This window comes from Pantoea sp. Lij88 (genome assembly GCF_030062155.1).
In the GTDB taxonomy this organism is placed as follows: Bacteria; Pseudomonadota; Gammaproteobacteria; order Enterobacterales; family Enterobacteriaceae; genus Pantoea.
Genome location: NZ_CP118269.1, coordinates 634,611 through 650,853 on the forward strand (window position 1 = coordinate 634,611; position 16,243 = coordinate 650,853).

Consider the following 16,243-nt stretch of genomic DNA (forward strand, 5'->3'; position numbering starts at 1 on the left):
GGCGAAACGGTGTAGACCTTAAGGTTTAACTCAGGCTAATAGCGGCATAATTTCAGGCGATAGCAGCGCGCTACCGCCTTTTTAATGGTTTGAAACGGATAGAGGAAACATTTGATGGCAGATATTCATCAGCTTTGGGTAGCTGCAATCCTGGGCATTGTGGAAGGGCTGACCGAATTTTTACCGGTCTCTTCCACAGGGCACATGATTATAGTGGGCCACCTGCTGGGCTTTGAGGGTGAAAAAGCCGAGACCTTTGAAGTTGTGATCCAGTTAGGATCGATTCTGGCTGTGGTAGTAATGTTCTGGCGCCGTCTGTTTGGCCTGATCGGCATCCACTTTGGCCAGGTTAAACATGAAGGGATCGGCACCGGCCGTCTGTCGCTGATCCACATCCTGCTGGGTATGGTCCCTGCGGTAGTCGTGGGTCTGGTGCTGCACGATCAGATCAAAACGCTGTTTAATCCGATTAACGTGATGTACGCGCTGGTGGTGGGTGGTGTGCTGCTGCTGGTTGCGGAGTACCTCAAGCCAAAACAGCCGAAAGCTGTCGGCGTCGATGATATTACCTATCGTCAGGCGTTTATGATTGGCTGCTTCCAGTGCTTAGCGCTGTGGCCGGGCTTCTCGCGTTCCGGTGCCACCATCTCTGGCGGCATGCTGATGGGCGTGAGCCGCTATGCAGCGTCAGAGTTCTCCTTCATCCTGGCGGTGCCAATGATGATGGGTGCAACCGTACTGGACATGTACAAGAGCATCGGCTTCCTGACAATGGCAGACTTCCCGATGTTCGCGGTGGGCTTTGTGACGGCGTTTATTGTGGCGCTGATTGCGATTAAAGCCTTCCTTGAGCTGATTAAACGCATCTCGTTTGTCTCGTTCGCGATTTACCGCTTTATTGTGGCGGCAGCGGTTTACATGATCTTCATGTAAACCCTGGGCAGCCTGCTAGTCAGGCTGCCTGAGCGCCAGACCCTGCGCGACGGCGGCAATCCGTCGTCGCGTCATCTCTTCCCGCACGTCCGCCCCTTTGAATCCCGCTTCGACGACCGCTTTGGTCGGCACCGCCTGCGCCAGCGCAAAAGCACGACGCAGATAGTCGCCCTGCGGATAAGGCATGCTCTCCAGTCCGGCTCGCCCGCGCGCATCCGCTTCGCTGGTCAGCGCCATCTGTTCAACACGCTGCGGCTTACGCCAGGCATCGATCCGATCAAACAGCGCCACCAGCGATGCAGCAGATTGCCGTTCGATGGTGTGCACGATGTCGTGAAACTCGGTCACGATCAGCGCCAGATCGCGAATCGCGTTGGGGACGCGCAGTCGCTGACACAGCGCCTCGACCAGCGGAACGCCCGCCAGTCCATGACCGTGGTGGCTCGGCCACAGCTCAGGCGGCGTCAGCGCCTTGCCGACATCGTGGAACAGCGTAGCGAAGCGCACATCGATCTCGCTGGAGAGGGCAGCGGCCATCGCCAGCGTCATCAGCGTGTGAACGCCGGTGTCGATCTCCGGGTGCCACTTAATCGGCGCAGGAATACCAAACAGATTATCCAGCTCCGGAAACAGCACCTGCAACGCCCCGCAGTCGCGCAGCACCTGGAAATAGACCTGCGGATTACGGGAGATCAGCGCCTTTTCCGTCTCTTTCCACACCCGTTCAGCAGTGAGATTCGACAGCTCGCCGCTTTCGGCCATCTGCTGCATCAGCTGCTGGGTTTCAGGGGCAATACGAAAGTTGAGATGGGCAAAACGCGCAGCGAAGCGCGCAACGCGCAATACCCGCAGCGGATCTTCACTGAAGGCTTCGGAGACGTGACGCAGCAGGCGTTGGGCAATATCACGCTGGCCGTTGTAGGGATCGACCAGCTCGCCGTTTTCATCCTGCGCGATAGCATTGATGGTCAGATCGCGGCGCTGTAAGTCCTGCTCCAGCGTTACATCGGGCGCGGACCAGGTGACAAATCCGGTGTAGCCTTTCCCGTTTTTCCGCTCGGTCCGTGCCAGCGCATACTCTTCGCGACTGACGGGATGCAGGAAAACGGGAAAATCGCGACCGACCTGTTGATAGCCCTGCTCAAGCATGGCTTCGGGGGTGGAACCTGTCACTACCCAGTCTTTGTCTGTAACCGGCAGATTCAGCAGCGCATCACGCACCGCTCCGCCAACAAGAAACGTCTTCACGCAAAACTCCAGAGAAAAAGAAATGACCTGCACGCCGGGCACATCCCGCGCCTGAAATCAGCCGTGCATCTCATTTTATTGTTGCACAGATTCCCCGGATTGCAGACATGCCAAAAAGGGGATCCGGCGATCCCCTGCTTAAATCCGGCAGAAGGGTGTCAGTTCATCCAGCGATCGCTTTTCTTACGGCGCGGCAGCATGTGCGGCAGTAAGAGTCCCAGCAGCAGGCCGACGCCCAGCACGCCGCCGCCATACATAAACCACTGCATGATGATGGTGCGCTGCTTATCATCCAGCTGAACGTTGGCGGCGCTGACTTTCTTCTGCGCGACGATCAGCTCATTTTTCAGCTTCTGATTCTCGCCTTTCAGTCCGTTGATCACGCCGTCGCTGCTGGCGACTTTGTTCTGCATCTCAGCGGTGCGCTGATTCCAGCTGTTGTCGATGTTATCGAGTTTGGCTGTCAGATCTTTCACCTGCTGCTCAAGCTGCGGCACCCGGGTGCGCAGGCTTGGGTTCGCGCTAAGCTGCGACAGGGGGATCCAGGTGGTGCGGCCTTCCGAATCACGGATCTGGCCATAATGGGTGTCATTATTGGTCTGTAACAGCTGCACCTCTTCCCCGGCGTTCAGCTTACCGAGCAGGCGGAACTGATCGCCTGGCCCGCTACGTACCCAGGTCGAAAGCTCATCAGAAACATAGCGTTTTTCGTCGGCATGGGCAGGTGCAAGGGTGCTAAGGGCCAGCAAAGTGAGTCCAGCGAGTGTGATTTTTTTCATTCGATTTCGTTTGGCTTAGTCTGACTTAAAATTTACCGGCACAGTCTGGAGAGGCCTCGCATAAATCTGAATGAGAACTATCCTGGTCTCATGAGAGTGCGAAAAGGTCTGCGAAAGAGCAAAGAAAGCAGAGACAGCGCGGCTTCTGTGCATTAATCTTCGCCTCATAAACCCCTTGCCCTCCAGGCGGCAGCGTGAGTAACCTGCTGATAATCGCCTGAAATATGCAGGAAAAACCCTCTTAAGTGCCAGCGGCGTAGTGAATAAAAAATTATGACCATCGAAATCGAACTAAAGTTCATTGCAACTCCACAGGCAGCCGGGAAACTGGCTGAACTGCTCTCCACTCTGCCGCATCAGCATCAGGCTGCTCGCGAGCTGACCAACATCTACTTCGAAACCGACGACAACCAGCTGCGACGCTGGGACATGGGATTGCGTATCCGTGGCGTCGACCAGCGTTATGAAATGACGCTGAAAGCGGCCGGGCAGACGCTCGGCGGACTGCATCAGCGCCCGGAATATAACGTTGAGCTCAGTGAGCCGGAGCTGGACATTGCGCGCCTGCCCGCAGAGATCTGGCCTAAGGGCACCGATGTCGCGGCGCTGCAGTCGCGGTTACAGCCGCTGTTTACCACCCATTTCCAGCGCGAAGTCTGGCTAATCACTACAGGTAACAGTGAAATTGAAGTGGCGTTTGATCAGGGCGCGGTCACGGCGGGTGAGCTTAGCGAACCGCTGTGCGAGATCGAACTGGAGCTGAAACGTGGTGAACGCCAGGATCTGCTGGCCTTTGCACAGCAGCTGGTGGCGCTGGGCGGTCTGCGTATGGGCAGCCTGAGCAAAGCGGCTCGCGGCTATCAGCTGGCGCAGGGGAATCCACCGCGCCAGATTGAGGCATTCCCGCTGCTGAAAGCCGGCCCTAAAGCGACCGTAGAGCAGGGTATGGTCGCCGCCATGTCGGCTGGCCTGCGTCACTGGCAATATCATGAAGAAGTCTGGCTGCGCGGTAACGCGGCGGCCCAGGATGCGGTGCGTGAAGCGCTGGATCTGCTGCGTCAGGCGTTCAGCCTGTTTGGTGCGCTGGTGCCACGTAAAGCCAGCAGTTCCCTGCGTCAGCAACTGACTACGCTGGAAGAGACGCTGGTGAATGAAGAGCAGGAGGCAGCCGCTTTCTGCCTCTCTTCTCTCTCTGTTGACACGCAGCTGGCGCTGACACACTGGCTGGCGGAATCTCAGTGGCGTCAATGGATCGATGCCAAAGGGGAAACCAAGCTGCAGGGTTCGTTTAAACGCTTCAGCGACATCATGCTGAGCCGCGTTAATGCCGATCTGAGAGAAACCTTCATCACGGTAAAACAGCCCAACGAATATCAGGACAAAGCCACGCGTCTGGCGCGTCAGCTGCTGACGGTGCACCTGCTGGCAGGTTCCTATCCTGCTGAGACGGTGATGTCCTGGCTCGATCCCTGGCAGCAACTGCTGTCGGCGATCCATGAAAAGCAGACGTCCGGATTAGCCTGGCTGGCGATGCAGGCGCTGAAACAGCAGCCGTTCTGGCTCACCAGCGGCGCTGCCCGCTAACGGGTATTCCGTCACGCCATCAAGGAGGGAGTTATGTTGTCAGCACTTCCCGCGTTGCTACGCGCTCAGGCCGAAGAGGCCGCCCGACAGCTTGGGGTTCCGCTGGCTTCGCTTAGCCCGGAGCAGACCGCCGGGCTGGCTTTCAGCGATTTTGTGCTGGAAAACCTGCAACAACATCCCGACTGGTGGCAGACAATGCTCGACCAGCCGCCTCAGCCTGATGAGTGGCAACACTACGCTGCGTGGCTCGATCTGGCGCTGAACGACATCGACAGTGAAGCGAGTCTGATGCGCGAACTGCGGCTGTTTCGCCGCCGTATGCTGGTGCGTATTGCCTGGATGCAGGCTCTGCAGCACGCGACGACCGAACAGAGCCTGCAGCAGCTCAGCATATTAGCCGAAGTGCTGATCAGCCGGGCGCGTGACTGGGTTTATCAGGATTGCTGTCGCGATTTTGGTACCCCCTGCAATGCCGATGGCGACGCGCAGCCGCTGCTGATCCTCGGCATGGGCAAGCTGGGCGGCGGCGAGCTCAATTTTTCCTCTGACATTGACCTGATTTTTGCCTGGCCTGAAAACGGCACCACGCGTGGCGGACGGCGTGAGCTCGACAACGCCCAGTTCTTTACCCGCATGGGGCAGCGGCTGATTAAGGTGCTGGATCAACCCACCATGGATGGCTTTGTCTATCGGGTGGATATGCGGCTGCGTCCGTTTGGCGACAGCGGCCCGCTGGTGATGAGCTTTGCTGCGCTGGAAGATTACTACCAGGAGCAGGGACGCGACTGGGAACGTTACGCGATGGTCAAGGCGCGACTAATGGGCGATGACCAGGATCGCTGGAGTCAGGAGCTGCAACAGATGCTGCGACCGTTCGTGTATCGCCGCTACATCGACTTCAGCGTGATCCAGTCGCTGCGCAACATGAAAGGGATGATCAGCCGTGAAGTCCGGCGACGCGGGCTGAAAAACAATATCAAACTGGGCGCGGGCGGCATCCGTGAAACCGAGTTTATCGTGCAGGTGTTCCAGCTGATTCGCGGCGGGCGTGAGCGCTCGCTTCAGCTGCGGGCGCTGCTGCCGACGCTGGAGGCGATCAAAAATCTTGCCCTGCTGCCTGCGGAACAGGTCGATGCGCTGCGTGACGCCTACCTGTTCCTGCGGCGGCTGGAGAATCTGCTGCAAAGCCTGGGCGATGAGCAGACGCAGACGCTGCCCGAGGATGAACTGCATCGCGCCCGGCTGGCGTGGGCGATGGATTGTGCCGACTGGGCTGATCTGATGACACGGCTCGACAGCCAGATGGCGGCAGTGCGGGCCATCTTTGACGAACTGATTGGCGAAGATACCCCTGAAATTGGCGATCAGCGTGAGCTGGCGGAGTTTCAGGTGCTGTGGCAGGACCAGCTGGAAGACAGCGAACTGGCGCCGCTGGTACCGCAGCTCAGCGACGATCAACGGCTTGCGCTGCACCAGACGCTGGAGGCGTTTCGTCAGGATATCAACCGGCGAACTATCGGCCCGCGTGGCCGTCAGGCGCTGGATCAGCTGATGCCGCGGCTGCTGAGCGAAGTCTGCCCGCGTGAAGATGCGGCGGTGACGCTCAGTCGCCTGACACCGCTGCTGATCGGCGTGCTGACACGCAGTACCTATCTGGAGCTGCTGACCGAATATCACGGTGCGCTGCGTCACCTGATTCGTCTGTGCGCGGCCTCACCAATGGTAGCCAGCCAGCTGGCGCGTCACCCCTTATTGCTGGATGAACTGCTCGATCCCGCCACGCTCTATCAGCCGACCGCCACCGACGCTTATCGTGATGAGCTGCGACAGTATCTGCTGCGCATCCCCACAGAAGATGAAGAGCAGCAACTGGAAGCGGTGCGGCAGTTTAAGCAGGCACAGCATCTGCGTATTGCCGCCGCTGATATTGCTGGCACGCTGCCGGTGATGAAAGTCAGCGATCATCTGACCTGGCTGGCGGAGGCGATTATCGAATCTGTGGTGCGCCAGGCGTGGAATATGATGGTGCAGCGCTACGGTCGTCCTTCACATCTGAGTAATGAACATGAGCGCGGTTTTGCGGTGCTGGGCTACGGCAAGCTGGGTGGCTGGGAGCTGGGTTACAGTTCCGACCTCGATTTAGTCTTCCTGCATGACTGTCCGGCTGACGCGGTGACAGAAGGCGAGCGCAGCATCGATGGCCGTCAGTTCTATCTGCGTCTTGCCCAGCGCATCATGCATCTCTTCAGCACCCGCACTTCCTCCGGCATTCTTTACGAAGTCGATGCACGGCTGCGTCCTTCCGGCGCGGCAGGCATGCTGGTCAGTACCTTTGAGGCCTTTGAAGAGTATCAGCGCAGTGAAGCCTGGACCTGGGAGCATCAGGCGCTGGTCCGGGCGCGCGTGGTGTTTGGCGAGGCAGCGCTGGGCGAACGTTTTAACGTGATTCGTCAGGCGATCCTGTCGCTGCCACGTGCCGCGGACGCGCTGCAAACTGAAGTGCGCGAGATGCGCGAAAAGATGCGTGCTCACCTCAGCAACAAGCATAAAGGTCGCTGGGATATCAAAGCCGATGCGGGTGGTATCACCGATATTGAATTCATCGCCCAATATCTTGTCTTACGCTACGCCGCTGAGCAGCCTGAACTGACGCGCTGGTCTGATAATGTGCGCATTTTCGAGCTGATGGCCAAGTACCATAAAATGCCCGCTGATGAAGCGCAGGCGCTGACGCAGGCTTATGTGACGCTGCGCGACGCATTGCATCATCGCGCCCTGCAGGAGCTGCCTGGTCACGTTGAACCAGAGGCGTATGCAGCGGAGCGGCAGACGGTTCTGAACAGCTGGCAGCGCTGGCTGATAACGCCTGCGTCTATCCTGGCGTGATGCTGATAGCACAAATCGCAACTGTGCTATCATCCGCGCACTATTTTTAATGCAGTCTGGAGTGTCTGGAATGAAAGTGACTCTGCCCGCGTTCGGCCAAGCCTCAGTGCTGGTTGTTGGCGATGTAATGTTGGATCGTTACTGGTATGGCCCAACCAGCCGTATCTCCCCTGAAGCCCCGGTTCCGGTGGTGAAAGTGGACACGGTTGAAGAGCGCCCTGGCGGCGCGGCAAACGTGGCGATGAACATTGCAGCACTCGGTGCCGCGTCCCGCCTGATCGGCCTGACCGGTGAAGATGATGCGGCGCGCGTGTTGAGTAACACGCTGAAAGACGTCAACGTTCATTGTGACTTCGTGGCGGTAAAAAGCCATCCGACTATTACCAAACTGCGCGTGCTTTCCCGCAATCAGCAGCTGATCCGTCTTGATTTTGAAGAGGGCTTTGATCAGGTTGATCCGGAGCCGATTCACCAGAAAATGCGTGATTCGCTGGCTGCAGCGGGTGCGCTGGTGCTGTCTGATTACGCCAAAGGCGCGCTCTCCAGCGTGCAGACCATGATTACCCTGGCGCGAGAAGCAGGCGTGCCGGTTCTAATCGATCCGAAAGGCACCGATTTTGAGCGCTATCGCGGCGCGACGCTGCTGACGCCAAACCTGTCGGAATTTGAAGCCGTGGTCGGCAAATGCAAAAACGAAGAGGAGATCGTGGCGCGCGGCACGCAGCTGATCGCTGATTTTGACCTCTCCGCGCTGCTGGTGACCCGTTCCGAAAATGGCATGACGCTGCTCCAGCCGGGCAAAGCACCTCTGCATCTGCCGACCCAGGCGCAGGAAGTCTATGACGTGACCGGTGCAGGCGATACGGTGATCGGTGTGCTGGCTGCGGCTCTGGCTGCTGGCGACTCGCTGGAAGAAGCCTGTTTCCTGGCGAACGCGGCGGCGGGTGTGGTGGTGGGTAAACTCGGTACCTCGACCGTCAGCACCGTTGAGCTGGAAAATGCGATTCACGCCCGCCCTGAGCAGGGTTTTGGCATCATGACGGAAGCGCAGTTAAAAGCCGCCGTTGAGATGGCCCGCCGTCGTGGCGAAAAAGTGGTGATGACCAACGGCGTGTTCGACATTCTGCACGCCGGTCATGTCTCTTATCTGGCAAACGCCCGTAAGCTCGGCGATCGACTGATCGTCGCGGTGAACAGCGATGCGTCGACTAAACGTCTGAAAGGTGAAAGCCGTCCGGTGAATCCGCAGGAAAACCGGATGATCGTGCTGGGCGCGCTGGAAGCGGTAGACTGGGTGGTGGTATTCGAAGAGGATACGCCGCAGCGTCTGATTGCCGGTATTCTGCCTGACCTGCTGGTCAAAGGTGGCGATTACAAGCCGGAAGATATCGCGGGCAGTAAAGAAGTGTGGGCAAATGGCGGCGACGTGCAGGTGCTGAACTTCGAAGACGGTATCTCTACCACCAACATTATTAAAACCATTCGCGGCAGCTGAAGCAGAAAGTAAGCGGGAGCCTGGCTCCCGCTCAGACGCTTATTCTGGCTTGTTGTCCACGACGGGTTTCACCGCAACCGGTGCCGGTGAGGCCGCAGGCGAACTCGCTACCGCTGCAGAGGGTGTCGCTGCTGCAACAGGCGTGGCCGGTGCCGTTGCGGTCGGTGGCGTACCGGCTGATGAACCGTGACTTTCCAACTGGGCCAGACGCTGCTCAAGCGCCGCCAGTTTCTCCCGCGTACGCAGTAACACCTGCGTCTGCACATCAAACTCTTCACGGTTGACCAGATCCATACGGGTCAGCTGCGCCTGAAGAACCTGACGAATTTTCTTTTCGACATCATCACCAAACTCACGAACACCTTTAGGCATCGCTTCGTGAACCTGACGGGCAAGTTGTTCAATTTTTTTCGTGTCGATCATGATGATTTCCTGGTTACGGGGAGCTGTGTCAGCGTGTTTACCAACGTAATAAGTGTTAAGTGTAATGCCAGAAATGAAAAGGTTAAACCTCAAATCGGTAACGCAGGAAATGCAAAAGCAATTGCGCTATTGATGATTGCCGCCTCAAACGATCGGCGTTATAGTTGAAAGGCTTATTCTCAGGGCGGGGCGCAATTCCCCACCGGCGGTAAATCAGCTTCGGCTGAAAGCCCGCGAGCGCTTTATCTTGATGAAAAGAGAGGTAAAGGTCAGCAGATCCGGTGTAATTCCGGGGCCGACGGTTACAGTCCGGATGGGAGAGGGTAACGACATCTATCGGACAATTGTGTCTGCTTCACGTTATTGCCACGTCTTTTTGACGTCACTCCTAAGCACGCCCTGATTCTGGTAACCCATACATTTTAAGGTTTTTATTACCATGAATCAGACGCTACTTTCTGAATTTGGCACGCCTGAACAGCGTGTAGAACGTGCTATCGCCGCCCTGCGTGAGGGACGCGGTGTGATGGTACTCGACGATGAAAATCGCGAAAACGAAGGCGATATGATCTTCGCCGCAGAAACCATGACCGTTGAACAGATGGCGCTGACTATTCGTCACGGTAGCGGCATTGTCTGCCTCTGCCTGACCGAAGAGCGTCGCCAGCAGCTCGACCTGCCCATGATGGTGGAAAACAACACCAGCTCCTTTGGCACCGGCTTCACCGTGACCATTGAGGCCGCAGAAGGCGTTACCACCGGCGTTTCCGCGCAGGATCGTATCACCACCATTCGCGCAGCCATTGCCGACAATGCTAAACCTGCCGATCTGCATCGCCCTGGCCATGTCTTCCCGTTGCGTGCCAGCGAAGGCGGCGTGTTAACCCGTGGCGGTCATACGGAAGCGACCATCGATTTAGTGACGCTGGCTGGCTTTAAGCCCGCAGGTGTCCTGTGCGAACTGACTAACGACGATGGCACCATGGCCCATGCGCCTGAAGCGATTACTTTTGCTCGCCAGCACAACATGCCAGTCGTGACCATCGAAGATCTGATCGCCTGGCGTCGTACGCACGAAACGCGCCACGCCAGCTAATCTGTCGGGCGTTAAACAGGCCCTGAACGGGGCCTGTTTTCTTTCTGCTGAAGCGGAACGAAACAGCCTGATTGGTGACTTATCCTCTCTCCGCACTGCTTAACATCCGTTAAACCCGCCACCTTAAATCTCATTCAAATTTCCTGATAATCTCCATCACGCTTATCAGCGTGATAAAGCGCCGAATGCGCGTATCGTAGTGGCTATCAAATAAACGATCCCGGGGATCATGAATGAGCCAGTTACGAATGCCAGCGCTGTTTTTGGGTCATGGCAGCCCGATGAATGCCCTTGAAGAGAACCGCTATACCGCCGCATGGCGTCACGTGGGCGAGACTCTGCCACGTCCACGCGCGATTATTGCGGTTTCGGCGCACTGGTATACGCGCGGCACCGCCGTGACGGCAATGGCACATCCTAAGACCATTCATGATTTTGGTGGCTTTCCGCAGGCGCTGTTTGATACGCGCTATCCGGCACCGGGATCGCCTGAACTGGCTCAGCAACTGGTGGAGCAGTTAGCACCTGTCGAGGTGAAGCTGGATCAGGATTGGGGATTCGATCATGGTTCCTGGGGTGTCCTGATCAAGATGTACCCGGAGGCCGATATTCCGGTGGTGCAGCTCAGCATTGATGGCACCAGACCTGCGGCATGGCACTTTGAGATGGGCCAGAAACTGGCTGCGCTGCGCGATCAGGGTGTGATGATTGTCGCCAGCGGCAATGTGGTGCATAACCTGCGTAAAGTACGCTGGGATGGCAACAGCGAAGTCTATCCGTGGGCCAGCAGTTTTGAGCAGTATGTCCGCGATAACCTGGCGGTGCAGAGCGATGCTGCTTCTCATCCGCTGGTTAACTTTATGGACCATCCGGGTGCGCTGCTCTCTAACCCGACGCCTGAGCACTATCTGCCACTGCTCTACGTGCTTGGCGCACGTCAGCCGGATGATGCCATCAGCATTCCGGTTGACGGGATGGAGATGGGTGCCATCAGCATGTTGTCGGTTCAGGTAGGTTAGGGCGAAGCTGAGAGAAAACAGGCCAGAAGCTGGCCTGTTATTATCGCGGTGCGTTAACCGATAAAGGCGTGCGGATAGAAACGGGATAGATCCTGAGTGATCAGGTCGCGATCTTCACGCAGGCCGATTCCGGCCGGTTGATCGTCGATCAGCCAGCTGCCGATCAGCGTATAGCTGTCGCCAAATTTTGGCAGCGGATGGAACTGCTGGACGATCATGCCCTCTTCACCGTAAGGCCCATCAACACGGGCAATCTCCTGACCATTTTCTACGATCCGGATATTAGCCCCTTCACGTGAAAACAGCGGCTTCACCACATATTTGTCCATGTGCGGCACGTCATCTTCGGCAAACCAGGCTGGCAGCAGGTTAGGATGATTCGGGAACATCTCCCACAGCAGCGGCAGCAGCGCTTTGTTCGAGATGATGCTTTTCCATGCCGGTTCCAGCCAGCGTACGCCAGCATCGCCCAGCTTGGTAGAGAACATCTCACGCAGCATAAACTCCCACGGATAGAGCTTGAACAGGTTGCTAATCACCTGATCCTGAGCGTCGGTAAATTCCCCTTTCTCGCCCAGACCAATCTCATCCATGTAGAGAAATTCACTCGGCAGACCGGCTTCGGTGGCGCAATCCTGAAGATACTGCACGGTGCCACGATCTTCGTCGGTGTCGCGGCAGCAGGCGAAGTGCAGCCAGTTAAAGCCATGCTGTTGATGTAATGCGGTAAAGCGTTCAATCAGCTTTTCCTGCAGGCTGTTAAACTGATCGCTGCCTGCGGGGAGCTGACCGGCGTTGAGCTGGTCTTCGAGCCATAGCCACTGGAAAAACGCCGCTTCATACAGTGAGGTCGGCGTATCGGCGTTGTTCTCCAGCAGTTTCACATCGCCTTTGCCATCCCAGGCAAGATCGAGACGTGAGTAAAGCGACGGCTGACGCTGATGCCATGAATCGCGCACGAAGTCCCAGGTGTGTTTCGGAATGCGGAATTTAGTCAGCAGCGCTTCGCTGTTGACCACTTTTTCCACCACCTGCAGACACATCTGATGCAGCTCAGCCGTCACATCTTCCAGATGCTCGATTTGCGCCAGCGTGAACCGGTAATAAGCATCTTCACACCAGTAGGGTTCGCCATGCATGGTGTGAAAACGAAAACCGAACTCGGTGGCTTTTTCGCGCCAGCCCGGGCGCTCTGAAATGGCAATGCGTTCCATCGGGGCGTTAGCCTCCCATTGAGCGGCTGGAGGTGCCGCTGGCGCTGCTACGCTGCATGCTGTTCTGCTTAGCGACGGTTTCACCAAAGCCACCCCGGGTAATGGTCGAGGTGGTCGCCGGTTTTGGTGCCAGTGCGGTCTTCGGTACGGTCATGGTTTTGCCGGAGGTGGCGGCACCATAATTACGGCCGGACGCATCAACAAACTGGCCATTGGCCGGGCTGCGGGCATTTTTCGGGGAGAACAGCGGTTGCTGCGCAAAGCCCGAACCACCGCCCATCATGCGGCCCATCATGTAACCCGCCATCAGTGGCATCCAGAAGCTGCCGCCGCTCTGCTGCGATTCGGCATTAGTGGTGCCCACGCCCGCCTGAGCCGGTGTCTGCTGACACTGGTTTTCACCAAACTCAGCGACACAATCTTCACGCGTGGCATATTTTGGCGCGGTACGTTCCGCTTCTTTTTTGGCTTCATTGAATGCGGTAGTACATTGCGCACTCTGGCCCGGATTGGCTTTCGAACAGTCATCCGCGTTCTGGTACATCGAAACAGTTTCATCGTTCTGTTCGCAGCCAGCCAGCATAAATACCGCCGAAACGGCGATAGCAACGGGCGTTAAATGGCGTGCCTGCCAGCTCTTACGAAAAGCGGCATAGCGAATAGATTTTGTGCGTTTCATTATGATTATCCTGTGCCCAAAGGTAGCGCATAGAATAGGGGAAGGGGGGGTAAAATTGAAGCTGGAGGCCTGATACAACAGGGATCTTTACTTAGTTATACGTTCAACAGAGAGGCGGGCCGCAAAGCAGCCCGTCCACTGATTAATTACCGAAAGGATTACCGCTGCTGTGGCGAGCTGCAGGACGCGCTGCCTCAGAAGAGCTGGTTGCCACCGGACCGCTATCCACACGTGCGGTCTGTTGTGCATTTTCCGGTGCCACGGTTTCCGGTGACGTCGGGATCTCTTTACCCAGCTGGCTGTTCAGTTTCTGCAGGCTCTGCTCATTAAGCGTCCCCAGTGCATAGCTGATATTCAGCTGGTTAATCAGATAGCTATAACGCGCATCAGAAAGCTGCTGCTTAGCGTTATAGAGCACGGTCGTCGCATCCAGCACATCGACGATGGTACGCGTACCCACCTGATAGCCTGCTTCTGACGCATCGAGAGAGCTTTGCGCAGAGACCACAGCCTGTTTGTAGGCGTTGATGCTGCTGATAGACGCATTCACGTTGTTAAACGATGAACGTACCGTCTGGACCGCTGAGCGGTGTGCGCTTTCCAGCGATTCGCTGGCGCTGACGAAGCTGTACTGCGCCTGTTTCACCTGAGAGGTGACGCTGCCGCCGCTGTAGAGTGGCAGTGAGAAGCTCAGGCCAACCTGGTTTGAACCGGTAATCGAGTCAGTAGAACCCTGGCTCTGGTTCGCACGGCTGCCGCCATATTTGCTGTTTGACAGGCCGGTAGAGGCAGTCAGACCCAGTGTTGGCATGTGGCCAGCTTCAGCGGAGCGGATCTGCTCACGGGCTAAATCCTGGTTCAGACGCGCAGAGAGCAGCGACAGGTTACGGGCTTCCGCCTGCTTAAGCAGCGAACTCACCGCTTCGGGCTTATCGGTTCTGAAGCGATCGATGCTCAGCGAAGCCAGCGACATATAATCCATGCCGGTGATCTGACGCAGCGTTTCCACGTTATTATCGAGGTTGTTACGCGCGGTCACTTCGTTAGCCAGCACGCTGTCATACTGCGCACGGGCGTTCTGAACGTCAGTGATAGCCACCAGGCCTACGTTAAAGCGCTGAGTGGTCTGATCCAGTTCACGATAGATCGACTGTTTCTGCGCTTCGGTGTAAGAAAGCGTATCAATCGCTTTCAGCACGTTGAAGTAGGCGGTCGCGGTGTTCAGAATCAGATCCTGCTGTGCCACCTGATAGGTCACATCCTGGATACCGGCTGCTTTTTCCTGCAGGGTCAGCGCGCGCCATTTCGACATGTCGAAAATAGTCTGGGTTAATTGCAGCGAGCCACTGGTCGTGTTGGAATGGAGACCACTACTGTCGCGATAGCCGTTGTTATAGGTGTAATCTGCACCCAGGCCGAGCTGGGGTAATAATGGGCTACGCGCTTCGTTGATTTTCTCAAAGGCAGAATCGCGATCGGCAGCGGCGCTGCGCAAATCCGGGTTGCTCAGACGTGCTTGCTGGTAAACCTGAAGCAGGTCTTCGGCCTGGCTGGCGAAGCTGAAACCGCCCAGGCTCAGCCCAATAAAAAATGGGAGCAGTTTTTTCATTTGCATTCCTTTTGTTGCAGCAAATTGCAGTGGGTGCGCTGCCGGGTAAGCCAAAAAATTATCGCCGATTCTAGCAGAGGGCAACTGTGAGATAAGTTGGCTGAACGTGCCTTCTCCCCCTAATTTACGTAAATAATTCAGAAAGAACTACTTACATGGAGCACGGTTACAGGCTTTTTTCGCTCCACCCCAATCTGCACAAGGAACCTGATGATGCCGGAAGAAAAAAAATCCCCTGTGACTTTCACAAAAAACGATGTAGAAATTATTGCACGCGAAACCGTCTACGATGGTTTTTTTTCCGTCGAACGTTATCGCTTCCGCCACCGCCAGTTTAATGGCGAAATGAGTGGGGAAGTGCAGCGCGAAGTTTTTGAGCGCGGACATGCCGCCGTGCTGCTACCTTATGATCCCTTACGCGATGAAGTGGTGCTGATTGAACAGATCCGCATCCCGGCTTACGACAGCAGTGCTACACCCTGGCTGCTGGAGATGGTCGCCGGCATTATCGAGCCGGGCGAATCTGTCGAACAGGTTGTGCGCCGTGAAGCCGTTGAAGAAGCAGGATTAGACGTCGGCCGGGTTAAGCCTGTGCTTAGCTATCTGGCCAGCCCTGGCGGCACCAGCGAACGTCTGTCGGTGCTGATTGGGGAAGTGGATGCCAGCCAGGCAGAGGGATGCCACGGTCTGGAGGAAGAGAATGAGGATATTCTTGTCCATGTGGTGAGCCGTGAACAGGCTTACCGCTGGGTGGAAGAGGGGATAATCGATAATGCGGCGTCTGTCATCGCCCTGCAATGGCTGGCGTTGCACCATGAAAAACTACGCGAAGAGTGGATACAAAAATGAAACAGCGCTATACCCCTGACTTTCCCGAAATGATGCGGCTTTGCGAAACCAATTTCGCCCAGTTACGCCGCCTGCTGCCGCGTAACGATGAGGCGGGAGAATCGGTGATCTATCAGGTGAGTGGCGCCCGTTATCAGCTGACGATCCAGGAGTCGACACGCTACACCACGCTGGTGGAGATCCGCCAGGTCGCCCCTGCCGTGAGTTACTGGAGCCTGCCCTCGATGTCGGTCAGGCTCTATCACGATGCGATGGTCGCCGAAGTGTGTTCAACTCAACAGATCTATCGCTTCAAAGCGCGCTATGATTATCCTAATAAAAAATTGCATCAGCGCGATGAAAAACATCAGATAAACCAGTTTCTCGCAGACTGGCTGCGCTACTGCCTGGCTCATGGCGCGATGGCGGTTCCGGTCTGCTGATGCGTAT

At 56.7% G+C, this 16,243-nt stretch carries 14 protein-coding genes and 1 riboswitch; of the genes, 8 read left to right on the forward strand and 6 right to left on the reverse strand.

The window, feature by feature from the left end; all coding sequences use genetic code 11:
* Nucleotides 1-114 precede the first annotated feature (114 nt).
* Nucleotides 115-933, forward strand: coding sequence for an undecaprenyl-diphosphate phosphatase (gene bacA / locus PU624_RS06935; RefSeq protein WP_283547057.1), 819 nt, complete (start codon nucleotides 115-117; stop codon nucleotides 931-933).
* Nucleotides 934-948: 15 nt separating this feature from the next.
* Here the strand turns inward: bacA and PU624_RS06940 are convergent, their stop codons facing one another.
* Both PU624_RS06940 and PU624_RS06945 read right to left on the reverse strand, forming a co-directional pair.
* Entirely contained in the window at nucleotides 949-2,181 is a 1,233-nt protein-coding gene (locus PU624_RS06940) for a multifunctional CCA addition/repair protein (protein WP_283547058.1), read from the reverse strand.
* A 158-nt stretch (nucleotides 2,182-2,339) separates the two neighbouring features.
* On the reverse strand, nucleotides 2,340-2,960 hold the full coding sequence (locus PU624_RS06945) for a TIGR04211 family SH3 domain-containing protein (protein ID WP_008925741.1): 621 nt from the start codon (nucleotides 2,958-2,960) through the stop codon (nucleotides 2,340-2,342).
* 273 nt (nucleotides 2,961-3,233) lie between these two features.
* Here PU624_RS06945 and PU624_RS06950 point away from each other — a divergent pair, with 273 nt between their 5' ends.
* The 3 genes from PU624_RS06950 (at nucleotide 3,234) to hldE (ending at nucleotide 8,925) form a co-directional block, all read left to right on the forward strand.
* Nucleotides 3,234-4,544 carry a CYTH domain-containing protein gene (locus PU624_RS06950; RefSeq protein ID WP_283547059.1) on the forward strand — a complete coding sequence of 437 codons (1,311 nt, stop codon included), beginning with the start codon at nucleotides 3,234-3,236 and terminating at the stop codon, nucleotides 4,542-4,544.
* A 33-nt stretch (nucleotides 4,545-4,577) separates the two neighbouring features.
* Complete coding sequence (gene glnE, locus PU624_RS06955; RefSeq protein ID WP_283547060.1) at nucleotides 4,578-7,430, forward strand: bifunctional [glutamate--ammonia ligase]-adenylyl-L-tyrosine phosphorylase/[glutamate--ammonia-ligase] adenylyltransferase; 2,853 nt, start codon at nucleotides 4,578-4,580, stop codon at nucleotides 7,428-7,430.
* A 70-nt stretch (nucleotides 7,431-7,500) separates the two neighbouring features.
* Nucleotides 7,501-8,925, forward strand: a complete 1,425-nt coding sequence (gene hldE / locus PU624_RS06960; protein WP_283547061.1) for a bifunctional D-glycero-beta-D-manno-heptose-7-phosphate kinase/D-glycero-beta-D-manno-heptose 1-phosphate adenylyltransferase HldE — start codon at nucleotides 7,501-7,503, stop codon at nucleotides 8,923-8,925.
* Nucleotides 8,926-8,964: 39 nt separating this feature from the next.
* Here hldE and ubiK read toward each other — a convergent pair whose 3' ends face one another.
* Complete coding sequence (gene ubiK / locus PU624_RS06965) at nucleotides 8,965-9,348, reverse strand: ubiquinone biosynthesis accessory factor UbiK (protein WP_283547062.1); 384 nt, start codon at nucleotides 9,346-9,348, stop codon at nucleotides 8,965-8,967.
* 171 nt (nucleotides 9,349-9,519) lie between these two features.
* A riboswitch (FMN riboswitch) is annotated at nucleotides 9,520-9,677 on the forward strand.
* Between the two features lie 110 nt (nucleotides 9,678-9,787).
* Between ubiK and ribB the strand changes: the two genes are divergently transcribed.
* Both ribB and ygiD read left to right on the forward strand, forming a co-directional pair.
* Entirely contained in the window at nucleotides 9,788-10,444 is a 657-nt protein-coding gene (gene ribB, locus PU624_RS06970; protein ID WP_283547063.1) for a 3,4-dihydroxy-2-butanone-4-phosphate synthase, read from the forward strand.
* Between the two features lie 233 nt (nucleotides 10,445-10,677).
* Entirely contained in the window at nucleotides 10,678-11,463 is a 786-nt protein-coding gene (gene ygiD, locus PU624_RS06975; RefSeq protein WP_283547064.1) for a 4,5-DOPA-extradiol-dioxygenase, read from the forward strand.
* Between the two features lie 53 nt (nucleotides 11,464-11,516).
* Here ygiD and PU624_RS06980 read toward each other — a convergent pair whose 3' ends face one another.
* From PU624_RS06980 to tolC, 3 genes are all read right to left on the reverse strand, one after another.
* Complete coding sequence (locus PU624_RS06980) at nucleotides 11,517-12,677, reverse strand: glutathionylspermidine synthase family protein (RefSeq protein ID WP_283547065.1); 1,161 nt, start codon at nucleotides 12,675-12,677, stop codon at nucleotides 11,517-11,519.
* 7 nt (nucleotides 12,678-12,684) lie between these two features.
* Nucleotides 12,685-13,356, reverse strand: coding sequence for a DUF1190 family protein (locus PU624_RS06985; protein WP_003848451.1), 672 nt, complete (start codon nucleotides 13,354-13,356; stop codon nucleotides 12,685-12,687).
* A gap of 142 nt (nucleotides 13,357-13,498) precedes the next feature.
* Nucleotides 13,499-14,965: an outer membrane channel protein TolC gene (gene tolC, locus PU624_RS06990; protein ID WP_283547066.1), complete on the reverse strand. Its 1,467-nt coding sequence runs from the start codon at nucleotides 14,963-14,965 to the stop codon at nucleotides 13,499-13,501.
* A 213-nt stretch (nucleotides 14,966-15,178) separates the two neighbouring features.
* On the opposite strand from tolC, the gene nudF reads away from it, so the two are divergent.
* Together nudF and PU624_RS07000 are read left to right on the forward strand one after the other, a co-directional pair.
* Entirely contained in the window at nucleotides 15,179-15,814 is a 636-nt protein-coding gene (gene nudF, locus PU624_RS06995) for an ADP-ribose diphosphatase (RefSeq protein WP_283547948.1), read from the forward strand.
* Nucleotides 15,811-16,236, forward strand: a complete 426-nt coding sequence (locus PU624_RS07000) for a DUF1249 family protein (RefSeq protein WP_008925735.1) — start codon at nucleotides 15,811-15,813, stop codon at nucleotides 16,234-16,236. Before nudF ends, PU624_RS07000 begins: the two co-directional genes overlap by 4 nt.
* Nucleotides 16,237-16,243: the final 7 nt, after the last annotated feature.

Coding starts and splice junctions, on each gene's coding strand:
- PU624_RS06945 (WP_008925741.1), bottom strand. CDS start 2,960: ATGAAAAAAATCACACTCGCTGGACTCACTTTGCTGGCCCTTAGCACC.
- hldE (WP_283547061.1), top strand. CDS start 7,501: ATGAAAGTGACTCTGCCCGCGTTCGGCCAAGCCTCAGTGCTGGTTGTT.
- tolC (WP_283547066.1), bottom strand. CDS start 14,965: ATGAAAAAACTGCTCCCATTTTTTATTGGGCTGAGCCTGGGCGGTTTC.
- PU624_RS07000 (WP_008925735.1), top strand. CDS start 15,811: ATGAAACAGCGCTATACCCCTGACTTTCCCGAAATGATGCGGCTTTGC.
- ubiK (WP_283547062.1), bottom strand. CDS start 9,348: ATGATCGACACGAAAAAAATTGAACAACTTGCCCGTCAGGTTCACGAA.
- ygiD (WP_283547064.1), top strand. CDS start 10,678: ATGAGCCAGTTACGAATGCCAGCGCTGTTTTTGGGTCATGGCAGCCCG.
- ribB (WP_283547063.1), top strand. CDS start 9,788: ATGAATCAGACGCTACTTTCTGAATTTGGCACGCCTGAACAGCGTGTA.
- glnE (WP_283547060.1), top strand. CDS start 4,578: ATGTTGTCAGCACTTCCCGCGTTGCTACGCGCTCAGGCCGAAGAGGCC.
- PU624_RS06980 (WP_283547065.1), bottom strand. CDS start 12,677: ATGGAACGCATTGCCATTTCAGAGCGCCCGGGCTGGCGCGAAAAAGCC.
- nudF (WP_283547948.1), top strand. CDS start 15,179: ATGCCGGAAGAAAAAAAATCCCCTGTGACTTTCACAAAAAACGATGTA.
- PU624_RS06985 (WP_003848451.1), bottom strand. CDS start 13,356: ATGAAACGCACAAAATCTATTCGCTATGCCGCTTTTCGTAAGAGCTGG.
- PU624_RS06950 (WP_283547059.1), top strand. CDS start 3,234: ATGACCATCGAAATCGAACTAAAGTTCATTGCAACTCCACAGGCAGCC.
- bacA (WP_283547057.1), top strand. CDS start 115: ATGGCAGATATTCATCAGCTTTGGGTAGCTGCAATCCTGGGCATTGTG.